Origin of the sequence: Caulobacter ginsengisoli, from assembly GCF_030814835.1 — a bacterium.
Classification (GTDB): Bacteria; Pseudomonadota; Alphaproteobacteria; order Caulobacterales; family Caulobacteraceae; genus Caulobacter; species Caulobacter ginsengisoli.
The window spans coordinates 443,451-457,143 of sequence record NZ_JAUSVS010000001.1; the positions used below are offsets into that span (position 1 = coordinate 443,451).

Consider the following 13,693-nt stretch of genomic DNA (forward strand, 5'->3'; position numbering starts at 1 on the left):
CGCGGACAGACTCCCGGAGCCCCCATGACCTTCGACATAACCGCCGCCAGCGTCGCCTTCGCGCGCGAGGCCCTGTTGGCCGGCGATGCGGTTGTGGCGGTCAATACGCTCAAACCGGTCTGCGCCAAGCATCCTGACAATTTCGGGGCCCATTACTGGCTGGCCAGCGCCCTGCTGGGGGCCGGGCGCAAGGACGAGGGCGAGGCGGTGTTGGATGCGGCCCGGCGCGGCCACGGCCTGGCGGTGGCCAGGGAGTGGGGCGCCGACGTCGAGAAGGCCAGGACGGACGGCGACTATGCCGCCAACATCGCCACCCAGCTCTACCAGGGCGACCGACCCGCGTTGTCGGCGGTGCTGTGGGACCTGGCCGTCGCCGCCGGCCACCGCAGCCTGACCGGGGCGGTGGCCCAGGGTCTGGCGCTGCAGCACACGGGCCGGGCCGAGGAGGCCATCGCCGTCTTCCGCGACGTGGTCGAGACCTGGCCTTCGTCGCGCGCCCACCAGTTCCTGCTCTACCCGCATTTCATGGTCGAGGACGGCCCGCGCCGCTACGCCGCCGAGGCGAGGGCCTGGGCCAAGATCTATGCGCCGGAGTTGGGCGAGCCGGTCTTCGACAACCCGCCGCTTGCCGGCCGGCGGCTGCGCATCGGCTATGTCGCCCCGACCCTGGCCGGCTCGCAGGTCCGCCAGTTCATCACCCCTATCCTGGAGAGCCACGACCCTGCGGCGGTCGAGGTCTTCCTCTATCCGGCCAAGGCTGAGACCGAGACCGGCTGGCCAAAGCACATCGCCATCCGTCCTATCGGCGACCTCGCGGACGTCGAGGCCGCGGCCCTGATCCGCGACGACCGCATCGATGTGCTGATCGACTGCTGGGGCCATTCGGTCGGCGGGCGCCTGGCCATGTTCGCCCATCGCGCCGCCCCGGTGCAGGCCGCCTGGATCAACTTCGTGCAGACCACGGGCCTGACCCGCATGGACTATGTCCTGCACTGCGACAGCGCCGCGGCGCCTGGCACGGCCGAGCTGTTCACCGAACAGGTCTGGCACACCGGCGAAGTCTTCATCCCCTATCGACCGCCCGAGGGCCGCCCGCCGCCGCATCCGACCCCGGCCCTGGCCAGCGGCGTGGTCACCTTTGGCTCGTTCAACCACCCGGTGAAGCTCAGCGACGCCACGGTGGCGGCCTGGGCCCGCATCCTCAAAGGGCACCCCAACGGTCGGCTGCTGCTAAAATACCGCTACTTCATCGACCCGGTCCTGCAGCGCGCCACCCAGGCCCGGTTTGCCGCCCATGGCGTGGTCCCAGAGCGCATCGTCTTTGCCGGCCACACCACCGGCCCGGACTATCTGAACGCCTTCGCCGCCGTCGACCTGGCGCTGGATCCCTCGCCGGCCCCGGGCGGCACCACCACCTGTGATGCGCTGGCCAACGGCGTGCCGGTGCTGACCCTGCGCGGGCCGGACTTCTACAGCCGCATCGGCGTTTGCGCCGCCTTGGGTGTAGGCTTACCCGAGCTGGTCGCCGAGAGCTGGGACGACTACGTGGAAAAGGCTGTGGCCATGACCGCCGATATCGCCGCCCTGAACGCGATGCGGGCCAAGGTGCGGCCGGGCTTCGAGGCCGGGCCGTTCCGTGACGAGGTCGGCTTCACCCGCGGCGCCGAGGCGGCCTTCCGCGAGATGTTCGACCGCTGGCAGGGCAGGGCCAAGGCGCGTGGAGTCGCATGACCGGTCTTGTCATCCAGCCCGACGGCTGGCGGCGGGTTGAGCCCAGCCCGAGCGCGTCGGAGCTGCGTGACTTCTACGCGGCCCAGTATTTCCAGAACTCGCACGGCACCTACGCCCAGGCCTACACCAACGACGAACTGACCCATCGCCGCCTGTTGGCCAGCCTGCTGGTCGAGGCCATCGCCCAGGGGCGGGGCGTGGCCGCCGGGCCGGGCGACGCCCTGATCGAGGTCGGCTGCGGCGAGGGCTGGTTCCTGGCGGCGGCGCACGAAGCGGGGTTCGCCGTGCGCGGCCTCGACTTCTCCGCCGACGGCCTGACCCGCTTCAATCCCCAGTTCCTGGACCACGCCCTGATCGGCGACGCCTTCGAAGGCCTGGATGGCCTGATCGCGGCCGGCGCGGCCGCCGACGCGGTGGTCATGGAGCATGTCCTTGAGCACGTCCTGGACCCCGAGGCCCTGCTGGCCCGCCTGCCCAGGCTGCTGAAGCCCCACGGCGTCGTCGCCATCACCGTTCCCAACGATTTCAGTCCCTTGCAGCTCGAAGCCAAGGCCTTAGGCGCCATCGACCGCGACTTCTGGGTCGCCCCGCCCCAGCACCTCAACTATTTCAACGCCGAGAACCTGCCGCGCTTCCTGGAGCGGATGGGGTTCGAGGTGAGGGTGGCCTATGCCAGCTTTCCCATCGACTGGTTTCTCCTGCACCCCGGCTCCAACTACGTGGCTGACAGCGCGGCGGGTAAGCCCGCCCACCGCGCCCGCATGGCCATCGACCTGTTGCTGGCGGAGCGGGGGATGGACAGGTGGCTGGAGCTCTCCAAGGCGCTGTTCGCCTGTGGGGCTGGGCGGAGTCTCACGGTCGTGGCGGGTGTCCGCCCATGAAGATCCGCTACATCGCCAACGCCTGCTTCCACATCACCCTCAGCACCGGCCAGACCCTGCTGACCGATCCCTGGTTCGACGGGCCCTGCCAGCAGACCTGGTGGAACTTTCCGCCGGTCCCGGACGCGCTGAAGGCGCAGATCTGGGCCAGCCGGCCGGACGCCATCTACATCAGCCACCTGCACCACGATCACCTGCATCCCCAGACCCTGGCGCCCTTCGATCGCGCGACGCCGGTGATCATCGGCAAGATGAACACCCCCAACCTGCGGGCGGCGCTGAACGTTCTGGGCTTCACGAACCTCATCGAAGTCCCCTTCGAGACCCGCCACGCCTGGGGCGCGGCCGAACTGGTCCTCTTCAAGGACTTCCACGGCAACACCAAGGGCGACGAGACGGCCGTCGAGTATGACCTCGACACCTCGATCTATCTCTACGACCCGGACGGCGCGCGCCTCTTCAACGCCGTCGACAACACCATCCTGCCGGCCGACGCCGCGCGGATCGCCGCCGAGTACGGCGTGCCCGACATCGCCATGCTCCCCTACGCCTCGGCCTCGCTCTATCCGATGGCCATGGGCGACTATGACGACGCCAAGAAGCTCGAGGCCATGCGGGCCATCCGGACCCGGACCACCGCCAATTTCCGTGAGAATTTCAAAGCTCTAGGACCGAAACGTGTGATCCCAGCCGGGGGCGAGTATGTGCTGGGCGGGCCGGTCGCTGAATTGTCCCGCTACCTGCCCCAGCCGCTGGAGGCCGAACTGGCGGCCGAGGTCGGCGAGGCGCTGGCCAAACTGCATCCGGGCGATGAGCTGGACAGTGAGATCCTGGCCATAACCCGCGAAAAAGACGCGCCTTTCCGCAATTTCACCGACGACCAGCGCGCCGCCTATGCGATGACGCTCGCGGACCACCACCCCAGCTACGTCACCCTCAACCTGCCCCGCGACCTGCCGTTCGACTGGACCCGGGCCCTGAAGAAATGCGCCGCCAACTACGCCGCCCGGCGCGAGAAGATGGGCCTTTCCATCCCCGCCGACATCCATCTCGACGTGCGAGATGGCGGCGGCAATCCGCTGACCACATTCAGTTTTTCAGCCGGGGACGGGGAGGGCGAACGGGCCTCGCTGACCTACCAGCTGGACCGCAACCTGCTGTTCGCCCTGATCACCGGCCTGCTCAGCTGGAACGCCATTGAGGCCAGCGCCCTGATGACCATCCGCCGCGACCCGGACGTCTATCTGCACGACCTGCATCGCGGGATCGTGCATTTCACGCTGGTGTCCTGAAGCTCAGGGATTGGGACTGATCAAGCTGCACACCGCCCCCTGCGGGTCCGTGCACTGCACCACCCACAGCCCGCCGGGCACCTGCATAGGGTCCATGATCACCTGGCCGCCGCCCGCCTTGACGCGCTCGACCGCCGCGCCGATCGCATCGACCTGGATGTAGAAGTTCCACACCGAATGCGGCATCTCGGCCGGCTTGGTCATCACCCCGCCGGTCTGCACGCCGTCGACATTGAAGATCCGATAGACGCCCATCGGCCCCATGTCGTGGGTCTCTGCCTGGGTCCAGCCATACTGGGCGCAATAGAAGTCGAGCGCCGAGGCCCCGTCGACCGCCATCAGTTCGCGCCAGCCGAAATAGCCCGGCTCCTCGGGCCCACCCGTCGGGGGAGCGTTGGGGCTGTTGCCCTTGAACACCACATAAACCGTGCCCTGCGGGTCGGTGACCCAGGACGAGGTCAGGATGCCCATGACGTCGGTCGGCTCGATCAGGATCTTGCCGCCGGCCTCATGCGCCATCAGCGCCGCCGCATTGACGTCCTGGACGCCGATATAGCCGACCCAGCCCGGGCCCAGCCCCGTGGCCGCCACTTCCGGCGGCTGGGTGGCGATGCCCGCCACGCCACCTTTGGCGGTCTTGAGCAGGGTGTAGGGCCCCATCGCCTCGACCTCCCAGCCGACCACCGCGCTGTAGAACTTCGCCGCCGCGGCGGGGTCCGGGGTCAGCAGCTCGTACCAGTGGAAGGTGTCGGCCATGGCAGGTCTCCTCTTGACGAAACGCGTTGATATCAACATAAGGCGACATGTCAATGACACCCGCCATTGGACTGAGCGAGGTCCACCGTGTCCGCGACACCTGCTTCTGCCTGCAGGCCCAGCGGACGGCCCGGGCCCTGGCCCGGCGGTTCGACGAGGCGCTGCGGCCGGTCGGGCTGACCAACGGCCAGTTCTCGCTGCTGATGACCCTGGCCCGGCCACAGCCCTGGAGCGTCACCGAGGCCGCCGCCATGCTGGCCATGGACCGCACCACCCTGACCGCGGCGCTCAAGCCCCTGGACCGCCGCAGCCTGGTCGCCATCGAGACCGACCCCAATGACCGCCGCGGCAGGCTCCTCTCACTGACCCCCCACGGCCGCGCGACCCTGGCCGTCGCCCTGCCGATTTGGGAGCGGGTCCATGCGGAACTGGACGCCGTGGCGGACGCTTCGGTCCATGCGGGGATGCGGGCCCTGGAGACGGCGTGAGTTCAATCATTCTTCCGGCTCCGGCCGGTGCGCTCTAGTCGGCCTTCATGGACCCGGCCATCCTGGTCCGATGGCTGCCGCCCGGCGAGATGCGCGGGGTCATCCACCATTTCGACGGCAGGGTCGGCGGCGGCTACGAGATGTCGCTGACCTATCCGGACGGCGACAACCGCGGCAAGACCACGGCCAATGAGGATCGGGTCCGCGTGGTCTTCACCGAACTGGACGAGCCCCACCGCATCGTCGAGGCCGTGACCTTCGTCAGCGACGACCCGGCTCTCGCCGGGGTGATGACCATCGAGATCATCCTGGAGCCCGTCTCAAGCGGCACGCGGATCGAGATGCGGTTCGAAAACCTGCCGCACGGCATCCGCCCCGAAGACAACAACGAGGGCGCGCGACAGTCGCTGGACAATCTGGCGGCGATGTTGCGCTGATCCTGCAGACCAGCAATTTCGGTGACAGTTTACTTAGTTCACCCCGAGCCTCTTTCGGGGCCGCCCTGCCACGGGAGCGAATTAAGTAAACTGTCACCGAAATAAAGCCGCCGCTTCGCCAGCCGATAGGACCTGACATGGGCGGCGGCGGGGCGGGGCGGCTGCCTAGCGGACCCCAAACGGCACGACCTTGTTGTCCGCGTCATGCCCGATGTCCGCCCGGCCCAGGTACGGAACCCCCGAGACCGCGCACCAGTGCTGGGCCACCTCCTCCTCGGTCTGGGCGAAGTCGGGGTCGTTGTCCGGGATGTCGCTGCAGCGGCCCAGACGCAGGCCGGCCAGGCCTTTCACAGCGTGGACCACGTGCCACAGGGCCCGGTCGATACGGTACATGTGCTCGCTGACCTCCTCGATCAGCAGGACATGGCCGGTCAGGTCGGGCATCCAGGGGGTGCCGATCAGGTGGCTGAGAATGGTCAGGTTGAAGGCGGCGTGGGGCAGGGCGCCCAGGCCGGGCTCGAGGCTGGCGGGGTCGCGGTCGACCAGCCAGGCCAGGGCCCGCTCGACGGCCGCCTGGCCGCCCTGGCGGTGAAGGTCGGCGGCGACCGGCCCGTGAGCCACGTGCGGGAAGCTGGCCTTGTAGAGGGCGCCCAGCATCGAGCCGGCGTCGCTGTAGCCCAGATAGGCCTTGGCGCGGGCCGCCTCGTTCAGCTTCGGCATCACCGCCTCGACGATGCGGCAGGAACCGTAGCCGCCCCGGCCGAACCACAGCGCATCCAGGCTGGGATCGTTGGCGATGTCGACGAAGGCTCTGGCCCGACTGTCGTCGGTCCCGGCGAAATGGCCCCAGTCCTCGAAGCACTGCGGATGGAAGATCAGCTCGACCCGCCCGCCGAACCGGGGCTCCATGGCCGCGCGCAGGCGATCCGGAAAGGCCTCGATCAGCCGGCTGGCCGGGGCGACGATGCCGATGCGCTTCATGCGGGACGGGGCCGTTGGTTGTTAAAGCCTCACCGCTTATAGCTTCGCCTCATGAGTCTAAGCAGGTCTTACTTCTTCTGCGGGATCGGCGGCAGCGGCATGCTGCCCCTGGCGATGATCCTGCGCGCCCAAGGCCACGCTGTCGCCGGCTCGGACCGGGCCCTGGATCAGGGCCGCACCCCGGCCAAGTTCGACTGGCTGCGCGGCCAGGGGGTCAGCCTCTATCCGCAGGACGGCAGCGGCATCACCGATCCCAGGACCCAGGTTGTCGCCTCGGCCGCCGTCGAGGAGACCGTGCCAGACGTCCAGGCCGCCCGGCGGGTCGGGGCCAGCCTGATCACCCGGGCCGAACTGCTCAGCGACCTCTTCAACGCCGCCCCCATTTCCATCGGCGTCGCCGGCACCAGCGGCAAGTCGACCACCACCGGCATGATCGGCTGGATCCTGCACCGGGCCGGCCGCGACCCGACCGTCATGAACGGGGCGGTGATGAAGAACTTCGTCACCGACGAAGCGCTGTTCGCCAGCGCCCTGGTCGGGCAGGGCGGTGTCTTTGTCAGCGAGGTCGACGAGAGCGACGGCTCCATCGCCCGGTATGATCCGCGTGTGGCGGTGGTCAACAACATCTCCCTGGACCACAAGTCGATGGACGAACTGCGGAGCCTGTTCCGCGGCTTCACCCAGAAGTCCTCGACCGCCGTCCTCAACCTCGACAACGGCGAGACGGCGCTGCTGGCCGGCGAGCTGGAAGCCGACCGGGTGGTGACCTACAGCCTGACCGACCAGGCGGCCGACCTCTGGGCCGGCGACATCGCCCCGGCGCCCGACGGCATCGCCTTCACCGCCCATCACGGCGAGGCGTCCGCGCGGGTCAAGCTGCTGACCCCCGGCCGCCACAACGTCGCCAACGCCCTGGCCGCTCTGGCCGCTGCCCAGGCGGTGGGGCTGGACCTGGCCGAGGCCGCCGCCGCCCTCGACGGCTTCGCGGGAGTCCGTCGGCGCCTCGAAACCGTGGGCACGGCGGCGGGCGTGACGGTCATCGACGACTTCGCCCACAACCCCGACAAGATTGCCGCTACCCTGGCGACGCTGCACGACTTCCCCGGGCGCCTCTTGATCCTCTTCCAGCCGCACGGCTTTGGCCCGCTGGTCAAGATGCGGGCGGAGTTCGTCGAGGGCTTCGCGCGGGACCTGGGCCCGGACGACATCCTGGTCATGCCCCAGCCGGCCTATTACGGCGGCACGACGGACCGCAGCGTCACCAGCACCGACATCGCGGGTGACCTGGTCGCCAGGGGCCGGCAGGCCGAGGCGTTCGAGACGCGGGCGGAATGCGTGGCGCGGTTGCTCGATCTCGCCCGCTCCGGAGACCGCATCGTGGTCATGGGCGCGCGGGACGACACCCTGAGCCAGGTGGCGGCCGACATGCTGAGCGCGCTGGCGGGGCGGTGAGGGCAGCCCACGCGCCTCTCCTCCTCGCTCGCGAGGAGGAGCGAGGGGCACGCCGCAGGCGGCGCCCCACGGAGGAGGAGCCTTGCGGCGGTTCGACATGCCGCGGCATTGGTCGGCTGGCCCCGCAGGGCAGGCCCTCACCCGCTCCTCGCGCTGGCGCGCTCAGAGTCGACCTCTCCCATAGGGAGAGGAGTTAGGATGCAGGCCGCCGAAAACCTCCGCTCCATCCAGTACCTGCGCGCCCTCGCCGCGCTGAGCGTGGTCTTCTACCACGCCACCCAGTGGGCCAGCGTCCCGGTCGATATCGGCAGCGCCGGGGTCGACGTCTTCTTCGTGATCAGCGGCTTCATCATGTGGCGGACCACGTCCGACGGGGCCACCGGACCCGGCCGGTTCCTCGCCAAGCGCGCCATTCGCATCGTCCCGCTCTACTGGCTGATCACCCTCGGCCTGACCATCGCCGCCGTCCTCGCCCCCACGCGCTTCACCGACCAGGACCCGCAACCCGTCCACGTCATCCTCTCCCTGGCCTTCATTCAGCACCTCAATCCCAGGGGTGAACCCTTCCCGCTGCTCGGTCTGGGCTGGACGCTGAACTACGAAGCCTTCTTCTACGTCCTGTTCGCCATCGCCCTGGCCCTGCCGCGCACGACACGGCTGCTGTTCCTGGGTTTCGTCCTGGTCACCGGGGCCATCGCCGGCCTGATGTGTCCGCCGGCCTATGTCCTGCTGCTCAACCCGATGCTGCTGGAGTTCCTCTCCGGCGTGCTGCTGGCCGCGGGCCTGGGCAAGGGACCGGGCCCCGGCCGCTCCATCGGCTGGCTGATGTTCGGCGTCGGGGTCGCCGCGTTCGGGGCCCTGGCCCTGGGCCATTCGGCCTGGGACGCCTGGCGGCCGTTCCTGTGGGGCCCGCCGGCCTTGCTGCTGGTGGCGGGCCTGGCCTGTGTCGAGGCCGATGGCGGCATGCGCAGGATGCCGCCGCTGGGCCTGATGGGCGATGCCTCCTATTCCACCTACCTGACCCATCCACTGACCCTGGGCGCCTTCGCCATGACCTTCGGGGTGCGACCGCTGTGGCTGTGGCTGCCCCTGGCTCTGATCGTCTCCCAGGCCGCCGGGATCGCCTGCTGGTTCCTCATCGAGCGTCCCATGACCCGGATGCTGAAACGCCGGTTGCTTGACGCAGGGAAGCCCTCGCATACTTCCCCCTAGAGACTCCGGGCGCAGACCCCGGAGCAGGGCGAGGAAACGGGACTATGGGCAAGCGCAACGCCGCGATCGCGGCCGTGTTGGTCATCGGTTTAGCGGCGGGCCTCACCGCCTGCGGCCCCAAGGCCAAGCCGGGCGGGCCGCCGGCCGAGCCGTCGGGGACGGCCCCCTATGTCGTCGACGGGGCGGCGATCATCAACGCCGACGCCAATCCCGGCGAATGGCTGAGCCACGGCCGCACCTACAACGAGCAGCGCTACAGCCCGCTCGACAGGATCAACGCCGGCAACGTCGCCAAGCTGGGCCTGGCCTGGAGCTTCGATCTGCCCGAGGACCGCGGCGTAGAGGCCACCCCGCTGATGAGCGAGGGTGTGCTCTACACCACCAGCTCCTGGTCGGTGGTCCGCGCCTTCGACGCCAAGAGCGGCCAGCTGCTGTGGACCTATGATCCCAAGGTGGCCAAGGCCACCGACATCAAGGCCTGTTGCGACGCGGTCAACCGGGGCGTCGCCCTCTGGCGCGGCCGGGTCTATGTCGGCACGCTGGACGGCCGGCTGGAAGCCATCGACGCCAAGAGCGGCAAGCTGGCCTGGTCGGTGGTCACCGTCGACCAGAACAAGCCCTACACCATCACCGGCGCCCCCCGGGTCGTCAAAGGCAAGGTGCTGATCGGCAACGGCGGCGCGGAGCTGGGCGTGCGCGGCTATCTCTCGGCCTATGACGCCGAGACCGGCAAGCTGGTCTGGCGCTTCTACACCGTGCCGGGCCTCAAGCCGACCGATGGCGCGGCCTCGGACAAGGCGATGGATATCGCCCGCAAGACCTGGGACACCGACGGGGAGTGGAAGAAGACCGGCGGCGGCGGCACGGTCTGGGATTCCATGGCCTACGACCCGGACCTGGACCTGCTCTATATCGGGGTCGGCAACGGCTCGCCCTGGAATCGTGAGAAGCGCTCGCCCAAGGGCGGCGACAACCTGTTCCTGTCCTCGATCGTGGCGCTCAAGCCCGACACCGGCGAATACGTCTGGCACTACCAGACCACGCCCGGCGAGAGCTGGGACTACACCGCCACCCAGCACATCATCCTGGCCGACATCTCCATCGGCGGGCAGGTGCGCAAGGTGCTGATGCAGGCGCCCAAGAACGGCTTCTTCTACGTGCTGGACCGGGCGACCGGCAGGTTCATCTCGGGCCAGAAATACGTCGCGGCGGTCAACTGGGCGACCGGCATCGACCAGGCCAGCGGCCGGCCGATCGAAACCCCCGAGGCCCGCTACAAGACGGCCATGCACCTGTCGAACCCGGGACCGCTCGGGGCCCACAACTGGCAGCCCATGGCCTTCAGCCCGCGCACGGGCCTGGTCTATATCCCGACCCAGGAAATCCCTTTCCCCTACATGCAGCCGGGCAAGGCCGGCGGGGCCGACCGCTATCGGCCGCAGGGCTGGAACGTCGGGGTCGACTTCCTGGCCGCGGGCCTGCCCGACGACAAGGCGACCCTGACGGCGATCAAGGCCTCGCTGAAGGGCCGGCTGGTCGCCTGGGATCCGGTGACCCAGACCGAGAAGTGGGCGGTCAACTATGACGGCCCGTGGAACGGCGGGGTGCTGGCCACCGGCGGCGGGCTGATCTTCCAGGGTTCGGCCACCGGCGAACTGGCGGCCTATGACGCCGCCACTGGCAAGAAGCTGTGGGCCTTCCAGGCCCAGACGGGCATCGTCGCCCCGCCGATGACCTACGAGATCGATGGCGAGCAGTATGTGGCGGTGATGGCGGGCTTTGGCGGCGGCTTCGCCACCTCGGCCGGGGCGGGGGTCAACCCGATCTCCAACGGCCAGCGGCGGCTGCTGGTCTTCAAGCTGGGGGGCAAGGGCGTGCTGCCGGTCATCCCGGCCACGGTGAAGACCTGGCCCGACCTGCCGCCGGTGACCGCGACCCAGGCCCAGATCGACTCCGGCATGGCCTACTACTCGGCCAACTGCGGCGTCTGCCACGGGGCCAGCGGCGTCTCCAACTTCTCCATCCCCGACCTGCGCTACTCGCTGGTGACCACCAATGCGGCGGTCTGGCAGGGCGTGGTCATCGGCGGCGACCGGGCCGAGGGCGGCATGGTCAGCTTTAAGGCCCTGCTGAAGCCGGCGGATGCGGAGAACATCCGGCAGTACCTGCTGAACCTGGCCCATCGCCAGAAGGACGGCACGGCCGACAGGCCCATCGTGGTGGCGGACAAGCCGGCTTCGACGGTGAAGATGAAGCCGGCTGCGAAAAAGTAACCCTTGAGAACCCTTCCTCCTCGATGGAGGAAGGGCAGGGTTGGTGGTGTTCGCTCGGTGTAGGGGGAAGCGTGAGGGGTGGCGCATGCGCCCCCCCTGCGCCTGCCCGGAAACGCCCTGCCACCACCACCATCCCCAACCCTTCCTCCATCGAGGAGGAAGGGAGCTTTTTGAGAACCTGAATGCCCCTGGACGCCCCGCCCCCCGTTGCCACCGTCACCGTCCAGGCGGCCCGCCTCCCGGCCTCGCCGACAGACGCCGCCTTCTCGGTCATCAGCCTGGACGCCGAAACCATCGCCACCGCCCCGCGCCTCGACGACGCCCTCACCGCCGTCCCGGGCGTGCAGCTCTTCCGCCGCACCTCCAGCCAGGCCGCCAACCCGACCACCCAGGGGATCAGTCTGCGCGGGATTGCAGGGTCGGGCGCGGGCCGGGCTCTGGTCACCCTCGACGGGGCGCCCCAGAACGACCCGTTCGGCGGCTGGGTGATCTGGTCGGGCCTGCCCAACGCCGGCATCGAGAGCGTGCAGATCGTGCGCGGGGCAGGGGCCGGGCCATACGGGGCCGGGGCCCTGACCGGTGTCATCCAGCTTTCCGAACGCACCCAGGTCCCCGCGAACGGCGAATACAGCCTCGAGGGGGCCGAGCGTGGCGGGGCCTTCGGCTCGGCGGCCCTGGCCTATGGCGATGTCTTCTTCGTCGCCAGCGCCCAGCGCACCGACGGCTGGACGCCGGTGCAAAAGGGCGCGGGCCTGGCCGACCAGCCGCTGGGCTTCCGCTCGGCCAGCGCCGCGATCCGCTACGCCCCCGATCTGGGTGGTCTGAAGCTCGCCCTGCGCGCCGCCGCCTACCAGGAATCCCGCGACAGCGGCCTGGCCGGCGCCGCCTCCCGCTCGGTCGGCGCCTCAGCTTCCGCGACCCTGACCGGCGGCTCGGTGGGCCTGGGCACGGACTGGCGCCTGCAGGCCTGGCTGCGTAGCTCCGACCTGGAGAACAGCAGCGTCGCCGTCGCCCCCGGGCGCAATACGACGACCCCGGCCAACGACCAGTATGGCACCCCCGCCCTGGGCTATGGCTTCAACGCCGCCCTGCGCGGCCGCACCTGGGAGATCGGCGCCGACCTGCGCGCCGCCAGCGGCGAGACCCGCGAGCATTTCCGCTTCCTGGCCGGCGCCTTCACCCGGGGCCGGGTGGCCGGGGGCGACCAGTACGTCGCCGGCCTCTATGCCGAGACCTGGCGCGACGATGGACCGTGGCTGCTCACCGGCGGCGTCCGCCTCGACCGCTGGTCCGACAGCGGCGGCAAGCGTATCGAGCGCGATCTGGCCACCAGCGCCGTCACCCTCGACAACCGGCCCGCCGACCAGGCCGGCTGGCAGCCCACCGCCCGCGCCGCCGTCCGCTACAGCCTCTCCGACAACGGCTACTGGCGCGCCGCCGCCTATGCCGGCTTCCGCCCCCCGACCCTGAACGAATTGCACCGCCCCTTCCGGGTCGGCAACGACGTCACCGAAGCCAATCCCGGCCTCGAGCCGGAAAAGCTCTACGGCGTCGAGGCGGGCCTGGGCGGGACCGACTGGACCCTCACCCTGTTCGCCAACCGCCTGGAGGGCGCGGTCACCAACGTCACCATCGGCTTTGGCCCGGGCGTCTTCCCCCTGGCCGGCTTCATCCCGGCCGGCGGCGTCTTGCGGCAACGCCAGAACGCCGGCGACATCGACGCCTGGGGCCTGGAGGGCGAGGTCCATCACGACTGGTCGGACGGCTGGCTGAGGCTGGCCGCCGGCTACACCGAGGCCAAGGTCGACGGCGGCTCATCCGCCCCCCAGCTCACCGGCCTGCGTCCCGCCCAGACCCCGCGCCTGACCGCCTCCGCCGAGGCCGGCTGGCGGCCGGCCGACGCGGTGACGCTGAGGGCCGCCGCCCGCTACGAAGCCAGCCGCTTCGACGACGACCTCAACAGCCGGGTGCTTGGGGCCGCGACGACGCTGGACCTGCGCGCCGACTGGCGGGTGACGCCCAGCGCCGCGCTCTACGCCGCCCTGGACAACGCCACCGACACGAGCGTCGAAACCGCCCAAACCGCCGACGGCATCTCCAGCTACGACGCCCCCCGCACCTTCCGCATCGGCATCGTCTGGCGGCCCTAGCGGAGGATTGTCTCCTCGCGCCTGCACGCGCATCCTCTGC

General features: G+C 69.7%; 11 protein-coding genes. 9 read left to right on the forward strand and 2 right to left on the reverse strand.

Translation table 11 applies throughout. From position 1 onward, the window contains the following. The first annotated feature begins 24 nt into the window (after nucleotides 1-24). Genes QO010_RS02165 through QO010_RS02175 form a run of 3 tightly spaced genes read left to right on the forward strand, consistent with a single transcriptional unit; the run spans nucleotide 25 to nucleotide 3,904 of the window. A complete protein-coding gene (locus tag QO010_RS02165) occupies nucleotides 25-1,731 on the forward strand; it encodes an O-linked N-acetylglucosamine transferase, SPINDLY family protein (protein ID WP_307345326.1) in 1,707 nt (568 codons plus the stop codon). Further along, nucleotides 1,728-2,612, forward strand: a complete 885-nt coding sequence (locus tag QO010_RS02170) for a methyltransferase domain-containing protein (protein ID WP_307345328.1) — start codon at nucleotides 1,728-1,730, stop codon at nucleotides 2,610-2,612. Before QO010_RS02165 ends, QO010_RS02170 begins: the two co-directional genes overlap by 4 nt. Next, the gene (locus QO010_RS02175; RefSeq protein ID WP_307345330.1) at nucleotides 2,609-3,904 is read left to right on the forward strand and encodes an MBL fold metallo-hydrolase; all 1,296 of its coding nucleotides are present in this window, start codon (nucleotides 2,609-2,611) and stop codon (nucleotides 3,902-3,904) included. The genes QO010_RS02170 and QO010_RS02175 overlap by 4 nt, the downstream gene beginning before the upstream one ends. Before the next feature lie 3 nt (nucleotides 3,905-3,907). Here the strand turns inward: QO010_RS02175 and QO010_RS02180 are convergent, their stop codons facing one another. Next, nucleotides 3,908-4,660, reverse strand: a complete 753-nt coding sequence (locus QO010_RS02180) for a VOC family protein (protein ID WP_307345332.1) — start codon at nucleotides 4,658-4,660, stop codon at nucleotides 3,908-3,910. Between the two features lie 53 nt (nucleotides 4,661-4,713). On the opposite strand from QO010_RS02180, the gene QO010_RS02185 reads away from it, so the two are divergent. Continuing rightward, nucleotides 4,714-5,148, forward strand: coding sequence for a MarR family winged helix-turn-helix transcriptional regulator (locus QO010_RS02185; protein WP_307345334.1), 435 nt, complete (start codon nucleotides 4,714-4,716; stop codon nucleotides 5,146-5,148). A gap of 47 nt (nucleotides 5,149-5,195) precedes the next feature. Next, on the forward strand, nucleotides 5,196-5,585 hold the full coding sequence (locus tag QO010_RS02190; RefSeq protein ID WP_307345336.1) for an SRPBCC domain-containing protein: 390 nt from the start codon (nucleotides 5,196-5,198) through the stop codon (nucleotides 5,583-5,585). A 165-nt stretch (nucleotides 5,586-5,750) separates the two neighbouring features. Here QO010_RS02190 and QO010_RS02195 read toward each other — a convergent pair whose 3' ends face one another. Beyond that, nucleotides 5,751-6,566, reverse strand: a complete 816-nt coding sequence (locus QO010_RS02195) for an LD-carboxypeptidase (protein ID WP_307345338.1) — start codon at nucleotides 6,564-6,566, stop codon at nucleotides 5,751-5,753. Nucleotides 6,567-6,617: 51 nt separating this feature from the next. Between QO010_RS02195 and QO010_RS02200 the strand changes: the two genes are divergently transcribed. From QO010_RS02200 to QO010_RS02215, 4 genes are all read left to right on the forward strand, one after another. Further along, entirely contained in the window at nucleotides 6,618-8,018 is a 1,401-nt protein-coding gene (locus QO010_RS02200) for a Mur ligase family protein (protein ID WP_307345340.1), read from the forward strand. Between the two features lie 198 nt (nucleotides 8,019-8,216). Next, on the forward strand, nucleotides 8,217-9,230 hold the full coding sequence (locus QO010_RS02205) for an acyltransferase family protein (protein ID WP_307345342.1): 1,014 nt from the start codon (nucleotides 8,217-8,219) through the stop codon (nucleotides 9,228-9,230). A 44-nt stretch (nucleotides 9,231-9,274) separates the two neighbouring features. After that, nucleotides 9,275-11,503, forward strand: a complete 2,229-nt coding sequence (locus QO010_RS02210; protein ID WP_307345345.1) for a PQQ-dependent dehydrogenase, methanol/ethanol family — start codon at nucleotides 9,275-9,277, stop codon at nucleotides 11,501-11,503. 182 nt (nucleotides 11,504-11,685) lie between these two features. Next, on the forward strand, nucleotides 11,686-13,653 hold the full coding sequence (locus tag QO010_RS02215; protein WP_307345347.1) for a TonB-dependent receptor plug domain-containing protein: 1,968 nt from the start codon (nucleotides 11,686-11,688) through the stop codon (nucleotides 13,651-13,653). Nucleotides 13,654-13,693 lie beyond the last annotated feature (40 nt).

What these genes read in the sequence shown, in the direction of transcription:
- QO010_RS02165 (WP_307345326.1), top strand. Translation starts at nt 25, where the DNA reads ATGACCTTCGACATAACCGCCGCCAGCGTCGCCTTCGCGCGCGAGGCC.
- QO010_RS02170 (WP_307345328.1), top strand. Translation starts at nt 1,728, where the DNA reads ATGACCGGTCTTGTCATCCAGCCCGACGGCTGGCGGCGGGTTGAGCCC.
- QO010_RS02175 (WP_307345330.1), top strand. Translation starts at nt 2,609, where the DNA reads ATGAAGATCCGCTACATCGCCAACGCCTGCTTCCACATCACCCTCAGC.
- QO010_RS02180 (WP_307345332.1), bottom strand. Translation starts at nt 4,660, where the DNA reads ATGGCCGACACCTTCCACTGGTACGAGCTGCTGACCCCGGACCCCGCC.
- QO010_RS02185 (WP_307345334.1), top strand. Translation starts at nt 4,714, where the DNA reads ATGACACCCGCCATTGGACTGAGCGAGGTCCACCGTGTCCGCGACACC.
- QO010_RS02190 (WP_307345336.1), top strand. Translation starts at nt 5,196, where the DNA reads ATGGACCCGGCCATCCTGGTCCGATGGCTGCCGCCCGGCGAGATGCGC.
- QO010_RS02195 (WP_307345338.1), bottom strand. Translation starts at nt 6,566, where the DNA reads ATGAAGCGCATCGGCATCGTCGCCCCGGCCAGCCGGCTGATCGAGGCC.
- QO010_RS02200 (WP_307345340.1), top strand. Translation starts at nt 6,618, where the DNA reads ATGAGTCTAAGCAGGTCTTACTTCTTCTGCGGGATCGGCGGCAGCGGC.
- QO010_RS02205 (WP_307345342.1), top strand. Translation starts at nt 8,217, where the DNA reads ATGCAGGCCGCCGAAAACCTCCGCTCCATCCAGTACCTGCGCGCCCTC.
- QO010_RS02210 (WP_307345345.1), top strand. Translation starts at nt 9,275, where the DNA reads ATGGGCAAGCGCAACGCCGCGATCGCGGCCGTGTTGGTCATCGGTTTA.
- QO010_RS02215 (WP_307345347.1), top strand. Translation starts at nt 11,686, where the DNA reads ATGCCCCTGGACGCCCCGCCCCCCGTTGCCACCGTCACCGTCCAGGCG.